At 71.2% G+C, this 16,628-nt stretch carries 20 protein-coding genes; 11 read left to right on the top strand and 9 right to left on the bottom strand.

From position 1 onward, the window contains the following. Positions 1-72: 72 nt before the first annotated feature. Positions 73-1,035 carry an AEC family transporter gene (locus tag ABEG18_RS09705; RefSeq protein WP_406857858.1) on the bottom strand — a complete coding sequence of 321 codons (963 nt, stop codon included), beginning with the start codon at positions 1,033-1,035 and terminating at the stop codon, positions 73-75. Positions 1,036-1,254: 219 nt separating this feature from the next. Between ABEG18_RS09705 and ABEG18_RS09700 the strand changes: the two genes are divergently transcribed. The 3 genes from ABEG18_RS09700 (at position 1,255) to hspQ (ending at position 3,677) form a co-directional block, all read left to right on the top strand. Beyond that, complete coding sequence (locus tag ABEG18_RS09700) at positions 1,255-2,145, top strand: lysophospholipid acyltransferase family protein (RefSeq protein WP_406857857.1); 891 nt, start codon at positions 1,255-1,257, stop codon at positions 2,143-2,145. An 88-nt stretch (positions 2,146-2,233) separates the two neighbouring features. Beyond that, complete coding sequence (locus ABEG18_RS09695) at positions 2,234-3,274, top strand: HpcH/HpaI aldolase/citrate lyase family protein (protein ID WP_406857856.1); 1,041 nt, start codon at positions 2,234-2,236, stop codon at positions 3,272-3,274. A gap of 73 nt (positions 3,275-3,347) precedes the next feature. Continuing rightward, positions 3,348-3,677, top strand: coding sequence for a heat shock protein HspQ (gene hspQ / locus ABEG18_RS09690; protein WP_406857855.1), 330 nt, complete (start codon positions 3,348-3,350; stop codon positions 3,675-3,677). Between the two features lie 7 nt (positions 3,678-3,684). Here the strand turns inward: hspQ and ABEG18_RS09685 are convergent, their stop codons facing one another. From ABEG18_RS09685 to ABEG18_RS09660, 6 genes are read right to left on the bottom strand one after another with little or no spacing between them, the layout of a single operon-like run. Further along, positions 3,685-4,731 (bottom strand): phytoene/squalene synthase family protein, encoded by a 1,047-nt coding sequence (locus ABEG18_RS09685; protein ID WP_406857854.1) that lies wholly within the window; start codon positions 4,729-4,731, stop codon positions 3,685-3,687. Next, a complete protein-coding gene (locus ABEG18_RS09680) occupies positions 4,731-6,287 on the bottom strand; it encodes a phytoene desaturase (RefSeq protein WP_406857853.1) in 1,557 nt (518 codons plus the stop codon). Before ABEG18_RS09680 ends, ABEG18_RS09685 begins: the two co-directional genes overlap by 1 nt. Further along, positions 6,284-7,456 (bottom strand): lycopene beta-cyclase CrtY, encoded by a 1,173-nt coding sequence (gene crtY, locus ABEG18_RS09675; protein ID WP_406857852.1) that lies wholly within the window; start codon positions 7,454-7,456, stop codon positions 6,284-6,286. Before crtY ends, ABEG18_RS09680 begins: the two co-directional genes overlap by 4 nt. A 15-nt stretch (positions 7,457-7,471) precedes the next feature. Further along, positions 7,472-8,575, bottom strand: coding sequence for a type 2 isopentenyl-diphosphate Delta-isomerase (fni, locus tag ABEG18_RS09670; RefSeq protein ID WP_406857851.1), 1,104 nt, complete (start codon positions 8,573-8,575; stop codon positions 7,472-7,474). Then, positions 8,572-9,060 (bottom strand): sterol desaturase family protein, encoded by a 489-nt coding sequence (locus ABEG18_RS09665; RefSeq protein ID WP_406857850.1) that lies wholly within the window; start codon positions 9,058-9,060, stop codon positions 8,572-8,574. The genes fni and ABEG18_RS09665 overlap by 4 nt, the downstream gene beginning before the upstream one ends. Positions 9,061-9,074: 14 nt before the next feature. After that, on the bottom strand, positions 9,075-10,055 hold the full coding sequence (locus ABEG18_RS09660; RefSeq protein ID WP_406857849.1) for a polyprenyl synthetase family protein: 981 nt from the start codon (positions 10,053-10,055) through the stop codon (positions 9,075-9,077). A gap of 252 nt (positions 10,056-10,307) precedes the next feature. Here ABEG18_RS09660 and ABEG18_RS09655 point away from each other — a divergent pair, with 252 nt between their 5' ends. Continuing rightward, the gene (locus tag ABEG18_RS09655; RefSeq protein ID WP_406857848.1) at positions 10,308-11,153 is read left to right on the top strand and encodes a fatty acid desaturase; all 846 of its coding nucleotides are present in this window, start codon (positions 10,308-10,310) and stop codon (positions 11,151-11,153) included. Here ABEG18_RS09655 and ABEG18_RS09650 read toward each other — a convergent pair. Next, complete coding sequence (locus ABEG18_RS09650) at positions 11,090-12,337, bottom strand: glycosyltransferase (protein ID WP_406857847.1); 1,248 nt, start codon at positions 12,335-12,337, stop codon at positions 11,090-11,092. The two genes, ABEG18_RS09655 and ABEG18_RS09650, sit on opposite strands and share 64 nt — an antisense overlap. Positions 12,338-12,506: 169 nt before the next feature. Here ABEG18_RS09650 and ABEG18_RS09645 point away from each other — a divergent pair, with 169 nt between their 5' ends. Beyond that, a complete protein-coding gene (locus ABEG18_RS09645; RefSeq protein WP_406858577.1) occupies positions 12,507-12,737 on the top strand; it encodes a DUF2171 domain-containing protein in 231 nt (76 codons plus the stop codon). Between the two features lie 108 nt (positions 12,738-12,845). Beyond that, entirely contained in the window at positions 12,846-13,019 is a 174-nt protein-coding gene (locus ABEG18_RS09640; protein WP_406857846.1) for a Flp family type IVb pilin, read from the top strand. Here the strand turns inward: ABEG18_RS09640 and ABEG18_RS09635 are convergent. Next, complete coding sequence (locus ABEG18_RS09635) at positions 13,016-13,930, bottom strand: MBL fold metallo-hydrolase (protein ID WP_406857845.1); 915 nt, start codon at positions 13,928-13,930, stop codon at positions 13,016-13,018. The two genes, ABEG18_RS09640 and ABEG18_RS09635, sit on opposite strands and share 4 nt — an antisense overlap. A gap of 116 nt (positions 13,931-14,046) precedes the next feature. Here ABEG18_RS09635 and ABEG18_RS09630 point away from each other — a divergent pair, with 116 nt between their 5' ends. The 5 genes from ABEG18_RS09630 to ABEG18_RS09610 all read left to right on the top strand — a co-directional run bounded on the left by ABEG18_RS09630 (position 14,047) and on the right by ABEG18_RS09610 (position 15,926). Continuing rightward, positions 14,047-14,382 (top strand): HPF/RaiA family ribosome-associated protein, encoded by a 336-nt coding sequence (locus tag ABEG18_RS09630; protein ID WP_406857844.1) that lies wholly within the window; start codon positions 14,047-14,049, stop codon positions 14,380-14,382. 104 nt (positions 14,383-14,486) lie between these two features. Continuing rightward, positions 14,487-14,771: a DUF4242 domain-containing protein gene (locus ABEG18_RS09625; RefSeq protein ID WP_406857843.1), complete on the top strand. Its 285-nt coding sequence runs from the start codon at positions 14,487-14,489 to the stop codon at positions 14,769-14,771. A gap of 99 nt (positions 14,772-14,870) precedes the next feature. Continuing rightward, positions 14,871-15,092 (top strand): SlyX family protein, encoded by a 222-nt coding sequence (locus ABEG18_RS09620; protein ID WP_406857842.1) that lies wholly within the window; start codon positions 14,871-14,873, stop codon positions 15,090-15,092. A gap of 138 nt (positions 15,093-15,230) precedes the next feature. Then, on the top strand, positions 15,231-15,560 hold the full coding sequence (locus ABEG18_RS09615; protein ID WP_406857841.1) for a hypothetical protein: 330 nt from the start codon (positions 15,231-15,233) through the stop codon (positions 15,558-15,560). A gap of 108 nt (positions 15,561-15,668) precedes the next feature. Continuing rightward, positions 15,669-15,926, top strand: coding sequence for a hypothetical protein (locus ABEG18_RS09610; protein WP_406857840.1), 258 nt, complete (start codon positions 15,669-15,671; stop codon positions 15,924-15,926). The last annotated feature ends 702 nt before the right edge of the window (positions 15,927-16,628 follow it).

Raw genomic sequence — 16,628 nt, 5'->3', positions numbered from 1 at the left:
CCGCTCCGGCGCGGGCCCCTCCCCGGCATGGTACTCGTCCGGCGGGCCGGCGAAACCACCCCGCGCGGCGGTTCAGGGGAAGAGATCGTACGGGATCCGGTCCTCGGCGATCAGGATCAGGAGCGTGGTGACGGTGGCCACGGAGGCCAGCGTGCCGAGCAGGATCGCCGTGGAGGCGCGCTCGACATAGGTCTTGTACTGGTTGGCGATGACGAAGACGTTCAGGGCGGGCGGCAGCGACGCCATCAGGACGGCGGTGAACATCCACTCGCGGCTGAAATTTCCGATCCAGGACAGGATCACCCAGGCCAGCAGGGGATGCAACAGCAGCTTGATGCACAAAAGCGCCGGCGTCTCCGCCGGGATGCGGCGCACGGGCCTGAGCGCCACCGTCACCCCCATGGTGAAGAGCGCGCAGGGCGCGGCGGCGTTCTTCAGGAAGGTCAGCATGGTGTCGAGCGCCACCGGCGGCTCGAAATGCGCGTAGGCCGCCGCGACCGCGACGGCGGTGGCGATGTTGAACGGGTGGGTGACGACGCGCTTGACCACATACCAGGCGGTCTGGCCCCAATTCATCTCGCCCTTGCCGCCCAGCGCCATCAGGAACGGCACGAGGGTGAAGAGCAGGATCGTGTCGAACACGAAGATCAGGGCGGTCGGGACGATCGCGGCCTGCCCGAGCGCCGCGATGGTGAGCCCCGGCCCCATATAGCCGACATTGGCGTAGCCGCCCGCCACCCCCTGCACGGCCGCTTCCCGGACATCGCCGCGGGTCGCCAGCATGCCGACCGCGAAGGCGGCCGAGAAGGCGAGCCCCGTCGCCAGGGAGGTTCCGGCCACGAAGGACCAGTTGGCCAACTGGTCCAGCGGCGCCGCCGCGATCAGTTTGAAGAAGAGCCCGGGCAGCGCGACATAGACGATGAAGAAATTCATCCATTGCAGGCCGGCCTCGGGATACTTCAGCAGCTTGCCGCAGAAGAAGCCGAGGAAGATCAGGCCGAAGAACGGCGATGCGAGGGATGCGACGCTCGACACGGGGTCCTGGGACTGCGCGGATGGGGTGGAGAGGCCTTAGGGCCGCAAAGCCCCGACCGTCAACGAAAAGCGGCGCGCCGCGACGCAACCCTGACCCGACCGCCACGGCGGAGGCGAACCGCAGGACGCTTCCGATCCCCGGCGATGCGTGGTAGCCGGACGTCCTTGGAATGGGGCGGGACAGTGGCTGCGGACGACCGAAGCGAACACGAGGCGCGCATGCGCGACCGCGGCGGCATGCTGGGGCCGTTCGGAATCCTGACCCGTCTCGAATATCTCGGCTTCCTGATCGTCGCCGCGCTGTTTCGGGCGCTGCCCATCGACGTCGCCTCCGGGTTCTCCGGCTGGATCTGGCGCAGCGTCGCGCCGCGCCTGCGCCGCCATGCCCGCGCCGACCGCAATCTCGCCGCCTCGATGCCGGAGCTGAGCCCGCAGCAGCGCGCCAGGATCCTCGACCAGATGTGGGACATGCTGGGGCGCACCTTCGCGGAGGCGTTCCACCTCGCCGAGATCATGAACGACCCGACGCGCCTGCGCATGGACGTCGGCGACGACGTGAAGGCGATCCTGAAGGGCGGCCAGGGCTGCGTGGTGGCGTTCCCCCACATGGGCAACTGGGAGGTGGCCAGCATCGCGGCCAAGCTCCAGGGAGGCGAGATCGCCGGCGTCTACCAGCGCCTCAAGAATCCGCTCGTGGACCGCGCCGTGACGCAAATGCGCGAACCCTTCTATCCGCGCGGCCTGTTCAGCAAGAGCCGCGACGCCGTCATCCAGCTCAAGCGCGTATTGCGCACCGGCGGCGCGGTCGCGCTCCTCGCCGACCTGCGCGACATGCGGGGGATCTCCGTGCCGTTCTTCGGCCGGCCGGCGCCGTCCACCCCTTTCCCGGCCCTGCTGGTGCGCTCGCATGGCGCGCCCCTCATCCTCGGCCGGGTGGTGCGCCTCCAAGGGGCGCGTTTTCACGTCGAGGCGGAGGTCGTGCCGACCCCCTCCACGGCGGACCGCGCCGCCGACGTGGAGGCCATCACGGCGCTGATCCACGCCCGGTTCGAGGCCTGGATCCGGGAGAATCCCGGCCAGTGGATGTGGGGACACCGGCGCTGGGGCTGAGCCGTCGCCTCTGCGCCGAATGGCGGGTGGCGAGGGCTCGACGGAGCTTGTAGTGCACTGCACTATGAGCCCCGAACGGAGGACGCCCATGAAGCTCCCGCGCAATTTCCACCGCCCCCTCGCCATCGGGGCGCCCGAGCCCTATCGCGAGCTTCCCGTCCGGCTGGAGCGCATGATCCATTTCGTGCCGCCGCACATCGAGAAGGTCCGGGCCAAGGTGCCCGAGCTCCTGAAGGAGGTGGACGTCGTCCTCGGCAATCTGGAGGACGCGATTCCGCTGGACGCCAAGGAGGCGGCCCGCGAGGGCTTCATCGCGCTCGCCAAGGCGAATGATTTCGGCCGCACCGGCCTGTGGACGCGCATCAACGCGCTGAACAGCCCCTGGGTGCTGGACGACCTGACCCGGATCGTTGCGGAGGTCGGGGACAAGCTCGACGTCGTCATGGCCCCCAAGATCGAGGGTCCCTGGGACATCCACTATCTCGACCAGCTGCTGGCCCAGCTGGAGGCCAAGCACCGGGTCGCCAAGCCCATCCTGATCCACGCCATCCTGGAGACGGCCGAGGGGGTGAAGAACGTCGACGACATCGCGTCGGCCTCCCCGCGCATGCACGGCATGAGCCTCGGCCCCGCCGACCTGGCGGCCTCGCGCGCCATGAAGACCACGCGGGTCGGCGGCGGCCATCCCGACTACAAGGTGCTATCGGACCCGGCGGAGGGCGCGCCGCGGGCCGTCGCCCAGCAGGATCTCTGGCACTACACCATCGCCAAGATGGTGGACGCCTGCGCGGCGAACGGCCTGAAGGCCTTCTACGGACCCTTCGGCGACTTCTCCGACGCGGCCGCCTGCGAGGCGCAGTTCCGCAACGCCTTCCTGCTCGGCTGCGCCGGCGCCTGGACGCTGCATCCCTCGCAGATCGGCATCGCCAAGGCGGTGTTCAGCCCCGACGTCGGAGAGGTGCTTTTCGCAAGGCGCATCCTGGAGGCGATGCCGGACGGCAGCGGCGCGGTGATGATCGACGGGAAGATGCAGGACGACGCCACCTGGAAACAGGCCAAGGTGATCGTCGACCTCGCCCGCACGGTCGCGGCCGGCGACAGGGGCCTCGCGGCGGCCTACGGATTATGACCATCTTGCCTTTGTGGATGCGTCGCCGTTTTCATTGACATGCGTCGCGCCACGGGCGTATCGAGTCACGCCAATGAAGCAGAAACTCGCAAAATACGGGCTCGGACAGGTGGTCAAGCATCGGCTTTACCCCTTCCGGGGCGTCGTGTTCGACGTGGACCCCACCTTTTCCAATTCCGAGGAGTGGTACGAGTCCATTCCGGAAGACGTGAGGCCCTCCAAGGACCAGCCTTTCTACCACCTGTTCGCCGAGAACGCCGAGACCGAGTACGTGGCCTATGTCTCGGAGCAGAACCTGCTGCCCGACACCTCGGGCGATCCGATCCGCCATCCGCAGGTGGACGAGGTGTTCGTCCGCGACGAGACCGGCGCCTACCGGACCCGCGGCGGCGCGGTGAACTGAGCCGCCTTCACGCCCGCTCCCGTTTGGACGCCGCCCGATCAGGCCAGGCCGAGCTTTCCGCCTGAGGCCGATGACGGGGCGTGGCGTCCCTCGGCCTGGGCGCGTCCGGCCCGAGACGGGGCCTTGTCCACAGGCCCGTGCGGCCGGCCTCCGGCTCCCTGATCTTCACGAAGGCCGCCGTCGCGGCCGCGCCCGCCGCCAGCGCGAGCTTCTCGCCGCGCGACGTCGAGGCCCGCACGTCCCACGCGGCGGCGCCGGTGCGGCGCACCTTGCGGCCGATCGCCCGATAGACCGCGCGCGCCGTCGCGATGGCGACGGCCGAGCGCAACGGCAGCCTGGCGATCCCCGCCAGGGCGCTGGCGTAGTAGCCCTCGGCCTCGTCGAGCAGCCGGGCCGTCACCTGCGCCACCTTTGGCCGGAAGGCCGGATCGACGATCCGCGACGGGGGCAGGCCCGCCTCGTCGAGCCAGTCGGACGGCAGATACACCCTCCCCTGCCCGGCGTCCTCGACCACGTCGCGGGCGATATTGGTGAGCTGGAAGGCGATCCCGAGGTCGCAGGCCCGGTCGAGCGTCGGCTCGTCCCGCACGCCCATGACGGTCGCCATCATGACGCCGACCGCCCCCGCCACCCGGTAGGCGTAAAGCAGCGTGTCGTCGAGACGCTCATAGCGCCGGCCTTCGACGTCCATGGCGAAGCCGTCGATCAGGTCGAGCGGGTAGCGGGACGGGATGTCGTGCCTGCGCGCCACGTGCTGCAGCGCGCGGAACGGAGCCGCCAAAACGTCGGCCCCGGCGAGCGCCTTGCGCGTCTGGCTGCGGATCGCCTCCAGCCGCTCCGCAGGATTGCGGGGGCCCCGCGCGGCGCTCGGGAAGCCGAGGTCCTGCCCGTCGATCTCGTCGTCGCAGTAGCGGCACCAGGCGTAGAGCAGCGAGGCGCTCTCGCGAATGTCCGGCGCGAGCAGCCGGGCGGCGCCGGCGAAGCTCTTCGAGCCCGCCTCGATGACCTCTCGGCTGCTGGCCGCGAGCCCGGCCTGGCTGAGGGGAGCGTCCATCAGGCCGCCTCCACGCCCGGGCCCGGCCGCGCCTTGGGCGCAGGGACGGACGCAGCGGGCGCCGCCCCCGCATAGCCGGCGTCGGCCAGCATCAGCCCGGCGGTCGCCTTGGCGGAGCCCACGACGCCCGGGATCCCGGCCCCCGGATGGGTGCCGGCGCCGACGAAATAGAGGCCGCCCAGGCGGTCGTCCCGGTTGTGCGGGCGGAACCAGGCGCTCTGCGTCAGCGTCGGCTCGAGCGCGAAGGCCGTGCCCAGATGGGCGTTCAGCTCGGACTTGAAGTCGTCGGGAGTGAAGATTCGGCAGGTGACCAGGTCGCGCCTGAGATGGGGGATGCAGCGCTCCTCCAGCGCGTCGAGGATCCGGTCCCGGTAGCGCGGGCCCTCGGCCGCCCAGTCGATGGGGGCGGCGCCGAGATGGGGAACGGGCGACAGGACGTAGAAGGCGCTGCAGCCCGGCGGCGCCAGCGACGGGTCGGTGACGCAGGGCGCGTGGAGGTAGAGCGAGAAATCCTCCGCCAGCTCAGGCCCGCGGAACACCTCCCGGATGAGCTCGCGATAGCGCGGCCCGAACAGGACGGTGTGGTGGGCGAGATTGCTGCGCTCGCCCCGCAGCCCGAAATAGATGACGAAGAGCGAGTTGGAGAACCGCTTGCGCGCCAGCCTGGCGCCTTCGCGGCGCCCGCGGTCCTCATGCGCCAGCAGCGTCGCATAGGTGTGCACAACGTCGGCGTTGCTGGCGACCACGTCCGCTGACAGGACCTCGCCGGCCTGCGTCGTGACGCCGACGGCGCGGCCGTCCCGGGTCTCGATCCGGGCCGCCGGACAGGAGAGCCTCAGCACGCCGCCGAGGTCCTCGAAGAGGCGCACCAGGCCGGCGATCAGCGCGCCGGTCCCGCCCCTGGGGAAGAAAACGCCCCACTTGCGCTCCAGCGCGTGGATGAGCGTGTAGATCGCCGAGGTCGAGAAGGGGTCGCCGCCCACCAGCAGCGAGTGGAAGCTGAAGGCCTGGCGCAGCCGCTCGTCGCGGATGAAGCGGGAGACGAGCGCGTAGACGCTGCGGTAGCTCTCCAGCCGGACGAGCTGCGGGGCCACCCGCATCATGTCCCTGAAATTCAGGAAGGGCACATGGCCGAGCTCGACATAGCCCGCCTGGAACACCTCCTGCGAGTAGGCCAGGAAGCGCCTGTACCCGGCCACGTCGTCCGGCGACATGGCGGCGATCTGCCGGTCGAGGGAGGCCTGGTCGTTGACGTAGTCGAAGGACGAGCCGTCCTCCCAGGCCAGACGGTAGAACGGCTCGACGGGCAGGAGCTCGACATAGTCGGACATGCGCCGGCCGGAAGCGACGAACAGCTCCTCCAGGCAGCCCGGGTCCGTGATGACGGTGGGGCCGGCGTCGAAAATGAAGCCTTCGTCCTCATACACATAGGCCCGCCCGCCGGGCTTGTCCCGCTTCTCCAGCAGGGTGACGTCGAAGCCGCCCGCCTGCAGGCGGATCGCGAGCGCCAGCCCGCCGAAGCCGCTGCCGATCACCAGCGCCGTCTTGCGCGTCATGCGTTGATCCTTTCGGCGCGCAGCACCGGAGCCTCCCGGAGCACGCGCAAGGCCATCCCGATCGGGACCGGCGGCTTGCCGCTGAGCGTCCGGACCTTGTCGAGGAAGGTCGAGCGCCCGGCGTAGAAGCGGTCGATGAGCGGCTCGGGCAGCCCATAGAACCGCTTGAGGACGCGCCAGCGCCTGTCGGGCGAAGCGGCGAGGAACAGCAGGCGGGCCAGCAGGCGCAGGAAGCGCTGCTCCCTCCAGCGCCGGCGCGCATGCGCCGCCACCGCCCGGCTGACCGCGCCGCCGTCGTGCCGCGGCAGCGCCGCGATCAGCTCGGCGAGGCGCACCGCGTCGGGCAGCGAGTAGCCCGTCACAGGATGGCAGAAGGCCCCGGCGAGGCCGGTCCGGGCGACGCCGGGAGGGCCGGCCGCCAGGAACTTGTCGATGTCGCCGGCCATCAGCAGCGGCAGGACGCCGGTCTCCTCGCGCAGCACCCTTGCGATGCGCCAGCCCTGCGCGGCGGCGTAGTCGCGGATCCTGGCCCGGATGGGCTCGCGATCGAGGCGGTCTGCGTCGCTGTAATAGGTGTCCTCGATGAGCAGGCGATCCGCCGCCAGGGGCAGCACATAAACGAAGCGGTAGCCGTCCTCCTGAGCCACCGTGGCGTCCATGATCAGCGGCGCGGTCCGCCCGTGGGGCGTCTCGGTCTGCACCTCCAGCCCGACGAATTTCTGGAAGCCGAGCCTGAGATGCGGGGAGGACGCCGCGCCCCGGCCGTCCAGGACCGCGCCCGCCTCGATCGAGCGGCCGTCCTCCAAAGCGAGGCCCGTCGCCTCCAGCCGCGCCACGCCGACGCCCGTCCGGATGGAGGCGCCGAGCGCGCGGTTCATCTCGGCGCGGAAGGAGTCGGCCGTGATCGTGCAGTAGCCGGCCGAGAGGAAGCGGGTGCGGCCCGGAAAGCGCACCTCCTGCCCGGACCAGCGATGCGCGACGAAGGGCTCCAGCCAGGCCATCGCCTCCGGCGAGACGTCGCCGCCATGGAAGGACCAGGTGTGCTGGCCGCCGATCTCCAGGTCCCGCTCCAGCAGGAGAAGGCTCAGCTCGGGGCGCAGCTGCGCCAGGCGGTAGGCGATCAGCCCGTTGGCCAGCCCGGCCCCGGCGAAGGCGACGTCAACCCTCATGGCGCACCCAGGACTTCATAGCGCACCCAAGACTTCATGGCGCACCCAGCACGGTTCCTGCGCCAGCGGCGCGCGCCTGAGTTCGGCCAGCGTCCGCGATCCGGTGCAGAAGCAGGCGATCCTGAGCTCGGCCATCACGGCCTCGAAATGCTCCACGACCGCGTCGGCGGACTGCACGGCCGCCTCGAGCACGCCCGCCGCCTGCCCGGCGAGATCGGCCCCCAGCCGCAGCGCGCGCGCCACGTCGAGGCCGTCGCGAACGCCCCCCGAGCCGATCACCAAAGCGTGCGGGCACGCCGCCCGAACGTCGGCAATCGCCACCGCGGTGGGGATGCCCCAGCCGGCGAAGGCGGCGGCCATGCGGGCCGCGCGGCCCTGCGCCCGCTCGCTCTCCACCGCCGCCCAGCTGGTGCCGCCCGCGCCGGACACGTCGACGCCCGCCACGCCGATCTCGACGAGCCGCCGCGCCACCCGGCCCGATATTCCGTTGCCGACCTCCTTGACCACCACCGGAACCGAAACGCCGCGCACGACCTCCGCCAGGCGATCCAGGAGCCCCGCCCAGTTGCGGTCGCCGCCCGGCTGGACCGCCTCCTGCAGCACGTTGAGGTGCACGATCAGCGCGTCGGCGGCGATCATGTCGACGACGCGGCGGGCCTCCTCGACCCCCCAGCCCTCGTTGAGCTGCGCGGCGCCGAAATTCGCCAGCAGCAGCGCTTCGGGCGCGATCGACCGCAGGTCGGCGCCGAGCCCGATCCCCACCCCGGCTTCGAGCGCCACGCGCTGCGAGCCCACCGCGAAGGCGACGCCCAGGCGCTGGGCCGCCTCCGCCAGATGGGCGTTGATCGCCCCCGCCCGCCGCGGCCCGCCCGTCATGGAGCTGATCAGCAGCGGCGCCGCGAGCCTCTTGCCGAACACCTCGACCGACAGGTCGACCTCCGCGATGTCCATCTCCGGCAGCGCGCAATGCTCGAACACGACCTCGTCGAGGCGAGACGACACGCGGGCCCGCCCGGCGCCGGACAGCACGATGTCGAGATGCTCGTTCTTGCGCCGCTCGATGTCGCTCATCGGCAGCACGGCGGCGGGCTTGGGCCGGTCGGGCGAGGCGCGGGTCATGACGCCTCCTCCCCGCCGGACCGGCTCCGGGCGCGCAGCTGGCGCACCAGCCGGTCGAGCGGCGCGGCGTAGAGGAAGCCGAACGAGACCGCGCCGTCGCGGTCCCGCACGGCGTGATGCAGCCTGTGGGCCTGGACGAGATGCTTCAGGTAGCCGCGGCGCGGCACCCAGTGAAACGGCCAGCGGCGGTGGACCAGCCCGTCATGGACGATGAAATAGAGCAGCCCATACAGCGCCACGCCGACGCCGATCCACCACAGCACGGGTCGGTCGGCGCCCAGGACGAACAGCGGCGCGGAGAGGAGCGCGAAGCAGACGGCGTAGAGGTCGTTTCGCTCCAGCAGGTCGTCATGCGGCTCGTGATGGGAGCGATGCCAGCCCCAGCCGATCCCGTGCATCACATAGCGATGCACCAGCGTGGCGACGCCTTCCATGGCGAGGACGGCGCTGATCACCAGTGCGGCCTTAGCGGCGACGGAGAGCATGGCGTCCCTCCCGGTCAGAGCGCCAGCTTCCGCTCGAACGCGTCGAGCAGGCCGTCGAGCGGCGCGATGTCGAAACTGCAGGACGACAGGACGCGCCGCGCCTCGGCCAGCTGGACGGCGACGCGCCGGCGCGCTTCATCGACGCCCGCGAGCGAGACCACCGTCGGCTTGCCGCCGTCCTGCCGGACGTCCTTGCCGGCCGCCTCGGGCGTGCTCCTGGCGTCGACGATGTCGTCGGCGGTCTGGAACGCCAGCCCGAAGGTTTCGCCGAAACAGGCGAGCTTCTCCAGGTCGTCGTCGCACAGGCCCGCCACGAGGCCGCCGAACTCGACGGCGGCGACGAAGAGCACGCCGGTCTTCAGCCGGTTGAGAGCCTCGATGCGAGCCACGTCGGAATAGATCGCGCGGTCATGCAGGTCGCAGTCCTGCCCGGCCACCAGCCCGGCCGAGCCGACGACGCTGGACAGGCGCGCCACGAGCCTCGTCCTGGTGCGGTCGTCGACGCCGTCGATGGTGGACAAGAGGCCAAAGGCCCGGTTCAGCATCGCGATGGCGCTCAGGATGGCGGTGCTCTCGTCGAAATGCAGATGGGCGCAGGCCTGCCCCCGGCGGAGCGCGGCGTCGTCCATGGCGGGCAGGTCGTCCAAAACGAGAGAGGCCGTGTGCACGAGCTCGATGGCGCAGCCCGCGTCGAGGGCCGCCGCATCCGTCCGTCCGGCCCCGTGGGCGGTGAGGACGCACAGCATCGGCCTAATGCGCTTGCCGGGCGCCAGCAGGCTGTAGCGAATGGCGCTGTGCACCCGTTGCGGGCGGACATGCGCCGAGGGGACCAAAAGGGCCAGCCGCCGCTGGATGATGCTCCTCAGATAGTCCAAGCTGAACGGCGCCTCGTCCGCGGGCCTGGTCTGCTGGCGCGGGGCCCTGGCCTCGGGACCCCGGCGAAGCTTGGGACGCGCATGCGCCTCGCTCTCGACGGCGGACGTCTGATCCGTCATGTCGGCGGCTCCCACCCTGTACGTCGTCGCGCACGCCACGCGATCCTCGCCGGATCAGAATAGCGTTGTCACATCTTGCGCCAATGAAACGAGATGAACAAAACGCAACATGCGCCAAAATGGCGCGCCGTTACTGCTCAGAACAAGCTTCGATGACTGCTATGCTTGCGCTTCCACTTGGCCGATCCGCCGCATGGTCGTCCGGCTTGCGCGCCCCATCTTGAGGACAGGGTGACACGATGAGCGAGAGACATGACGGCTGAGAGCCCGGACTTGACCACGCCGATGGATCAGGACGTCGCCGCCCGCCGCGAGGCTTACGGACGGCAGACTTTCGTAGGGCTCGCGCTGGCGACCCTCGTCATCGCGGCCTGGGCCACGTGCCATGTCTATGGCGTGTTCTTTCACCGCTGGTCGCCGGCGGGCGTGGCGGCGGCGCCGGTCCTGATCGCGCTTCAGTGCTGGCTCAATGTGGGCCTCTTCATCGTCGCGCATGACTGCATGCACGGCTCGCTGGCGCCGTTCCGGCCGCGCCTGAACCGCGCGATCGGCCGCCTCTGCCTCGCCCTCTACGCCGGGTTCTCCTATGACCGGCTGATCGGCAAGCACTTCGCCCATCACCGGCATGCGGGCACGCCGCTCGATCCGGATTTCGACGAGAACCATCCGTCGGCCTTCTGGCCGTGGTTCCTGTGCTTCTTTCGCGAGTATTTCGGCTGGCGCGAGATGGCGACGCTGGCCGCCCTGCTGGCCGTCTATCTCGTGGCGCTCGGCGCCTCGCCGGTGAACGCGCTGCTGCTCTGGGGCGTCCCGGCGATCCTATCGGCCATCCAGCTTTTCGCCTTCGGCACCTATCTGCCGCACCGGCGGGACGAGATCCCCTTCGGCGACCGGCATAATGCCAGGAGCAACGACTATCCGGTCTGGCTCTCGCTGCTGACCTGTTTCCATTTCGGCTATCACCACGAGCATCACGACGTTCCGAGCGCGCCCTGGTGGAAGCTGCCGGAGATCCGGGCCGGCCGCGCGAGCGGTCAGGACGCGGCTGCGGCGGCGCCCTCGACGATGTCGCAGGCGAGCTCCACCCCGCCGGCCTGAGCGATCTCCGCCGCAACGGAACGGGCCCGGTCGCGGCAGCCGTCGTCGCCGAGCAGGCGCTCGATGGCGTCGCGGACGGGAAATCGGCCCCAGCGGCGCCGCACCACGATCCCGGCCCCGATCCTCTCCAGCCTGGCGCCCGTTCCCGGCTGCTCGAAGCCGAGCGGCGTCACGGCGAGCGGTACGCCGAAGGACAGGGCGTCGAGCACCGTGTTGAAACCGGCATGGCACACCGCCAGGGCGGCCCGGCACAGGATGGCGCGCTGCGGCGCGTAGGCCATGGCGATCGGGCGGCCCGGCAGGTCCGCGACCTGCCCGTCGGAGAGCCGCCCGCCATGCGCGATGACGAGCCGCAGGTCGAGCGCGGCGCAGGCGGCGGCCACCTCCCGGAAGAGGCCGATCCGCGAACCCTGGAGCGTGCCCAGCGAACAATAGACCAGCGGCCGGCCGTCGCCGTCGGGCTCGAGCCGCGGACCGTCTTCGCCGACGGACCGGAACGGGCCGGCATAGGCGAAGCCCGGCGGCAGCGCGCGGCGGGGAAAATCGAGGCCGCGCACGCATTGGGCGACCTGGGCGGTCGGCGAGAGGCAGTCCTCCACGCTGCGAAGCGGCCCGAGCCGCCAGGCGTCGGCCCAGCCCGCGATGACGTCGTGGAGAGGCGTCATCAGCCAGGCGCTGACGCGCCGGCCGCCCTCGTTCCTCCTGCGGCCGGCTTGCGTCGGATCATAGGGCCAGCCGACATAGGGCGGCGGAACGTCCGGCTCCTCATTGACCGGCAGCGCGTTGGCGACGGAGACCAGCGGCAGGCCCAGGCGCCGCGCCAGGAGACCGCCGGCGGGCTCCAGCTGGTCGCAGACCAAAGCGGCGGGCGCCAGCTCCCGCAAGGCGTCCGGAGCGTGGCGGCACAGGCCATCGGTCGACGCCGCCATGTCGCGGACGGTCGCCCGGACCCCCCAGGGGCCGCCGGGCCGGGCCATGCGCCTCTCGACGGCGGAGAGATCGGGACCCCCGTCGGCGCCGCCGACCGCGAGCGCGTCCAGCCCCATGCCGCGGATCCGGGCCGCCGCGTCCGGGCTCGCCAGGAACACCGCCCGGCTTGCGCGTGCGGACAGGGTCCTGGCGAGCGCCGCCATGGGATTGAGGTGTCCGAGGAAGGGCGGCGCGAAGAAGGCGTAGGTCGGCACGGGCGTTCCCGGCTGCTGGGCGCGAGCGGCTGAACTAGGGCGGAAGGCGGCCTTGGGCGAGACGTCGCGGGGTTGGGCTTAGGTGCATCCTCCACGCCGCTGACGCGTTGTCGGCCCGTCAGCAACAAGGAGACAGGCCGTGACGAATACGCAAGGGATCCGCGAGCACATGGAAGTCGTCGGGGCCGACGGCGTCCATGTCGGCACGGTGGACGGGGTGGAGGGCGACCGCATCAAGCTCACCCGCAAGGACAGCGGCGAAGGCGCCCACAAGGGCCATCATCACTATGTGTCCACGGCGCTCGTGGCCGGCATCGAGGGCGACCGCATCCGCCTCTCGGCCAATGGCGACGTCGCCGTCACCTTCGAGGAAGAGGAAGGCGGCGCTCCGGCCGCCTGACGGGCTCGCCGGATCCGGCCCCCGCCTGGTCCGGCGCAGCGTCGCCCGCCCGTATACCGAAAATCAATGAACGGGAAAAATACTCTCCATAGTTGTGGAGAGCTTGCAATGCGTGACCTGATCCAGCGTTTCATCGGCGACGAGCGCGGGGCGACCGCCATCGAATACGCCCTGATCGCCGCGATCGCCGCGACCGGGATCGTGGTGGCGCTGCAGCAGATCAGGGGCAACCTGAACGCCGCGTTCAACCGCGTGAGCACCAACCTGGGCGCGGCCAACTAGCGTTCGCCGCGGCCCGCCCGCGTGGCCATGACGGTCGCGAGGTTGCGGCGGTGGACGGCCTCATAGGGCGCGAAGGGCCGCACATGGCCGGCCGCGACGTCCCCGGCGATCCAATCGTCCAGGGGTCGGTCGTCAGCCTTCGCCGAACCGGCGGCCTCCAGCAGGCGGCGGACATAGCGCCGGTTCGCCTCGATCAGCCCGGGCCCGAAGCCGCCCGACGCGATCACGCCCTCGTCGCCGTGGTCGGGCAGGATCGCCTCCGGCCCCCAGCTCGCCATGAGGTCGAGGCCGCCCAGATGCGCGGCGAGCCGGTCCGGCTCGGCCACATAGGTGATCGGATCCTCCAGCGTGTCGCCGGCGAGCAGGACGCGGGCCTCGGGCAGCCAGGCGACCGTCCCGTCGGCGCTGTGCGAATCGACCTGCCGCAGCTCGACGTCGACGCCCCCGATGCGAAGCGCGAGGCGGTCCGCGAAGGAGCGGGTCGGCAGGACCAGCGGCCGGATGGCGGGCGGGCCGGAGGCCTTGCCCGCCTCGATGGCCTGCCTGCGCTCGCCCAGGATGGCGCAGGTCATCGCGTTGGCGATGATCTCGCAATCGGCGAAGACGGCGTTGCCGGCCACATGGTCGACATGCCAGTGGCTGAGCGCGACCGTGATGGCGCGAACGCCGCGCCTGACCAGCTCCGCCCGCACAGCCCGGGCGTGGTCCAGGGAGATATGCGTGTCGAACACGAGGGCCTCGCCGGCGTCGACCACGGCGTAGCTCGCGACCCCCAGCCCGTAGGCGCCGTCGTCCAGCCAGTTCGGCTGCGGCCCGTAGAGCCGCCGGCCGGCGGCGCGGCCGTCATAGAAGGCCAGGATGTTCGGCCGAGGCTCGTGCACGCGCAGGCCGGCCGCCGCATCGATCGTCATCCGTCGCCCCCTGTCATCGCCGGCGCCCCATCCAGGAACAACGGGGACAACCCCGGCGTTCGCTCCGGGTGCGCGGCCGGATCCGCTCCAGCCCGCAAAGGCAGGAAGGGCATAGCATGAGCATCGACGATATCACGGTGGGCAGCGCGCATGTGGACCTCGGCGGCGCTTTCCAGGAGCTCGCCCAGGACGAGATCCGCAAGACCGCCCGGAAATATCTTGGCGACCTCACGAACGCGTCCGTGCACGTCGCCCGGGAGGGGCGCCAGTTCCGCTGCTCCGTCAACATGCAGCTGCGCGGCAACGCGGTCATGAGCGGGGAGGCCGAGGGGCCCGAGGTGCCGATCGCCTTCCGGGCCGCCCTGGCGAAGGTCGAAAAGCAGCTTCGCCGCACCAAGCGCGAGCTGCGCGAGGACAAGCAGACCCGCCCGACCCGCATCACCACCGCCTGAACGCCGGGACGGGGGGTGCGCGGCCGCACAGCCCTTGGCCGCCCCGCGGAGCCTAACCTGCGCTGGTCGCCCATCCCCCGATGAGCGATCCAGCGGAGGGAACCATGACGTTTCGCCAGTTCATCATCGAACGCGACATCCCGGCGGCCGGCTCGCTCGGCCGCGAGCAGCTCCAGGCGGCGGCGGCCAAGTCCAACGACGTGCTGCGCCAGCTTGCCCCGCGCATCCAGTGGGTGGAGAGCTTCGTCACTGCCGACAAGCTCTTTTGCGTCTACCTGGCCGACGATCCCGAGACGATCCGGGAGCATGCCGAGAAGAGCGGGTTTCCGGCCACCCGGATCACCGAGGTGCGCAAACGGATCGACCCCATGACGGCGTCGGCCGCCTGACACCGGAACGCAGGCGCGGCGGGCCCGACCCCGCCGCGCTTGCGCCGGAGCGGCGCAGGCCCTACCTCCGGCGCCGGGCCCGCATCACAGGCGATCGACATGACGAGCAACGACCCCGGCGACCTCGGCGCGCGCGTGGACACGCTGGAGGTCGCCCTGGCCTATCAGGACGACCTGATCGAGCAGCTGAACGCGACCGTGACCGAACAGGCCCGCATGATCGACATGCTGAAGCGGCGCATGGACGAGCTGAAGGAGCGCGTGCTGGACCTGCAGGTCGCCGGCGCCCCGCGGGACGAGCCCCCTCCCCCGCATTACTGAGTTCATCGCGGCGGCCCGCGGCCTCGGCGCGGCTCTGCGCCCAGGCGCCGCCGGGGCGGAACGGCGGGCGCCGGCTGACGTTGCGATGCGAAGGTCCCGGCGCCGGGACCGCACGCCATGTCATAAGGACAGCCGCCGATGAGGACCACTCTCTTGCTCGCCGCCGCCCTCCTCCTCCCCTGCGCAGCGACGGCGTTCGCCCAGGGCCAGACGGGGGGCTCCTCCACCGGCCAACCCGCGACCGGCTGGTCGGGCGGCACGGCGCCGGGCTCGTCGCCGGCGCAGTCGGGCGGGCATCTCAACATGGGCGCCGGACAGGGCCAGGGAAGCGCGGGCGCCCAGGGCCAGCCCAAGCCCGGCGCGAGCGGGTCGGCGGGCGACGTCCCGGCGGCCGCCCAGGGCGGCGCCGGCGGACCGACCAGCCTCCACGGCCAGGTGAACTCCGAGTCGGGCGCGCAGCCCAAATAGCGAACGCGGCGGAGCCTGCCGCCCGCACCTGATGGCCGTCAGGTCCCGCCTCCCGCCGACATTGTACATTCCTCGCGTTGAGCCTTCATCCGGCCAGGGAGAGCAGGAATGAACAGAACCGTCCTGATGCTTGTCGCCGGCCTCGCCCTCGGGGCCGCGCTGACGGGCGAAGCCGCCGCCCAGCAGGCCGGGCGCCCCGGCGGATACCGGCACGGCGCCTTCCAGGGAGGCGCCTGGCGCGGCGGCGGCTTCCCCGGCGCGGATTCCGGCGCCGTCCTGCGCCCGCAGGAGGCCGCCCAGCTGGCCGCCGCCGCCATGCGGGCCAATTGCCTGCAAGGCTACAGGACCTGCGTCGTCCCACGCTGACCGCCGCCAAGGGCCGCGACCCGCCCCCTCGCCCCGGAACGGGGAGAGGGCTGGGCGATGCGTGGCGGTCCGCCTCCGTCATTCCCTTCGGCGCGCAGCGCCGGGAAAGGGATCCAGAAGGGTTAAGGCGGGGCGCCCTTCGCCCGGCCTTTCTGGATCCCCTTCCCGCGCCTGCGGCGCGCCGGGGATGACGGGGGATTTTTGGGGGCCTAGCCGTGGGACGCGCGTTTAACTCCGCGGCCTTTCGGCCCGGAGGTGGAGGGCGGCGCGGAGCGGCATCGCTGGGGACCCCACGGCGAGTGGGGTGGGTGGATAGTGAAGCCGGGAGGCCGCCAGGCCCCGCCGCTCCGCGCGCAGCGTTTGAGAATAGAAGAGCCGGTCCCGGGGCGCTTTCAGCCCCTTCGCGCTTCGCTGGTCGGACCTTCGGTTCCATCCGCCGCCTCGACCGGGTCGTGAGCCCGATGTCGACGGCCGCCGCCCCCGATCCACATCCGTCACGCTGCAGACGCCCCTCCGTGGACCGGAGCATGAACACGGTTATAGGAATTTTATCCGTTTGTCAAGCGGCGGGCCCTGGCGCCGTCCGGCCCCTCATCCCTCCTCGCTGCGCTCGGCTGCGTTCTCCCCGCGCCGGGGAGAAGGGTGTCATCGCCGGCGGCGCGGAGCGCCGGGAAGGGGATCCAGGAGGGTTGGATCAGGGTC

Origin of the sequence: Alsobacter sp. KACC 23698, from assembly GCF_045348435.1 — a bacterium.
GTDB lineage: Bacteria > Pseudomonadota > Alphaproteobacteria > Rhizobiales > Beijerinckiaceae > Alsobacter.
The sequence above is the reverse complement of the archived record's forward strand: the minus strand, read 5'-3'. Positions and strand labels throughout refer to the sequence as shown.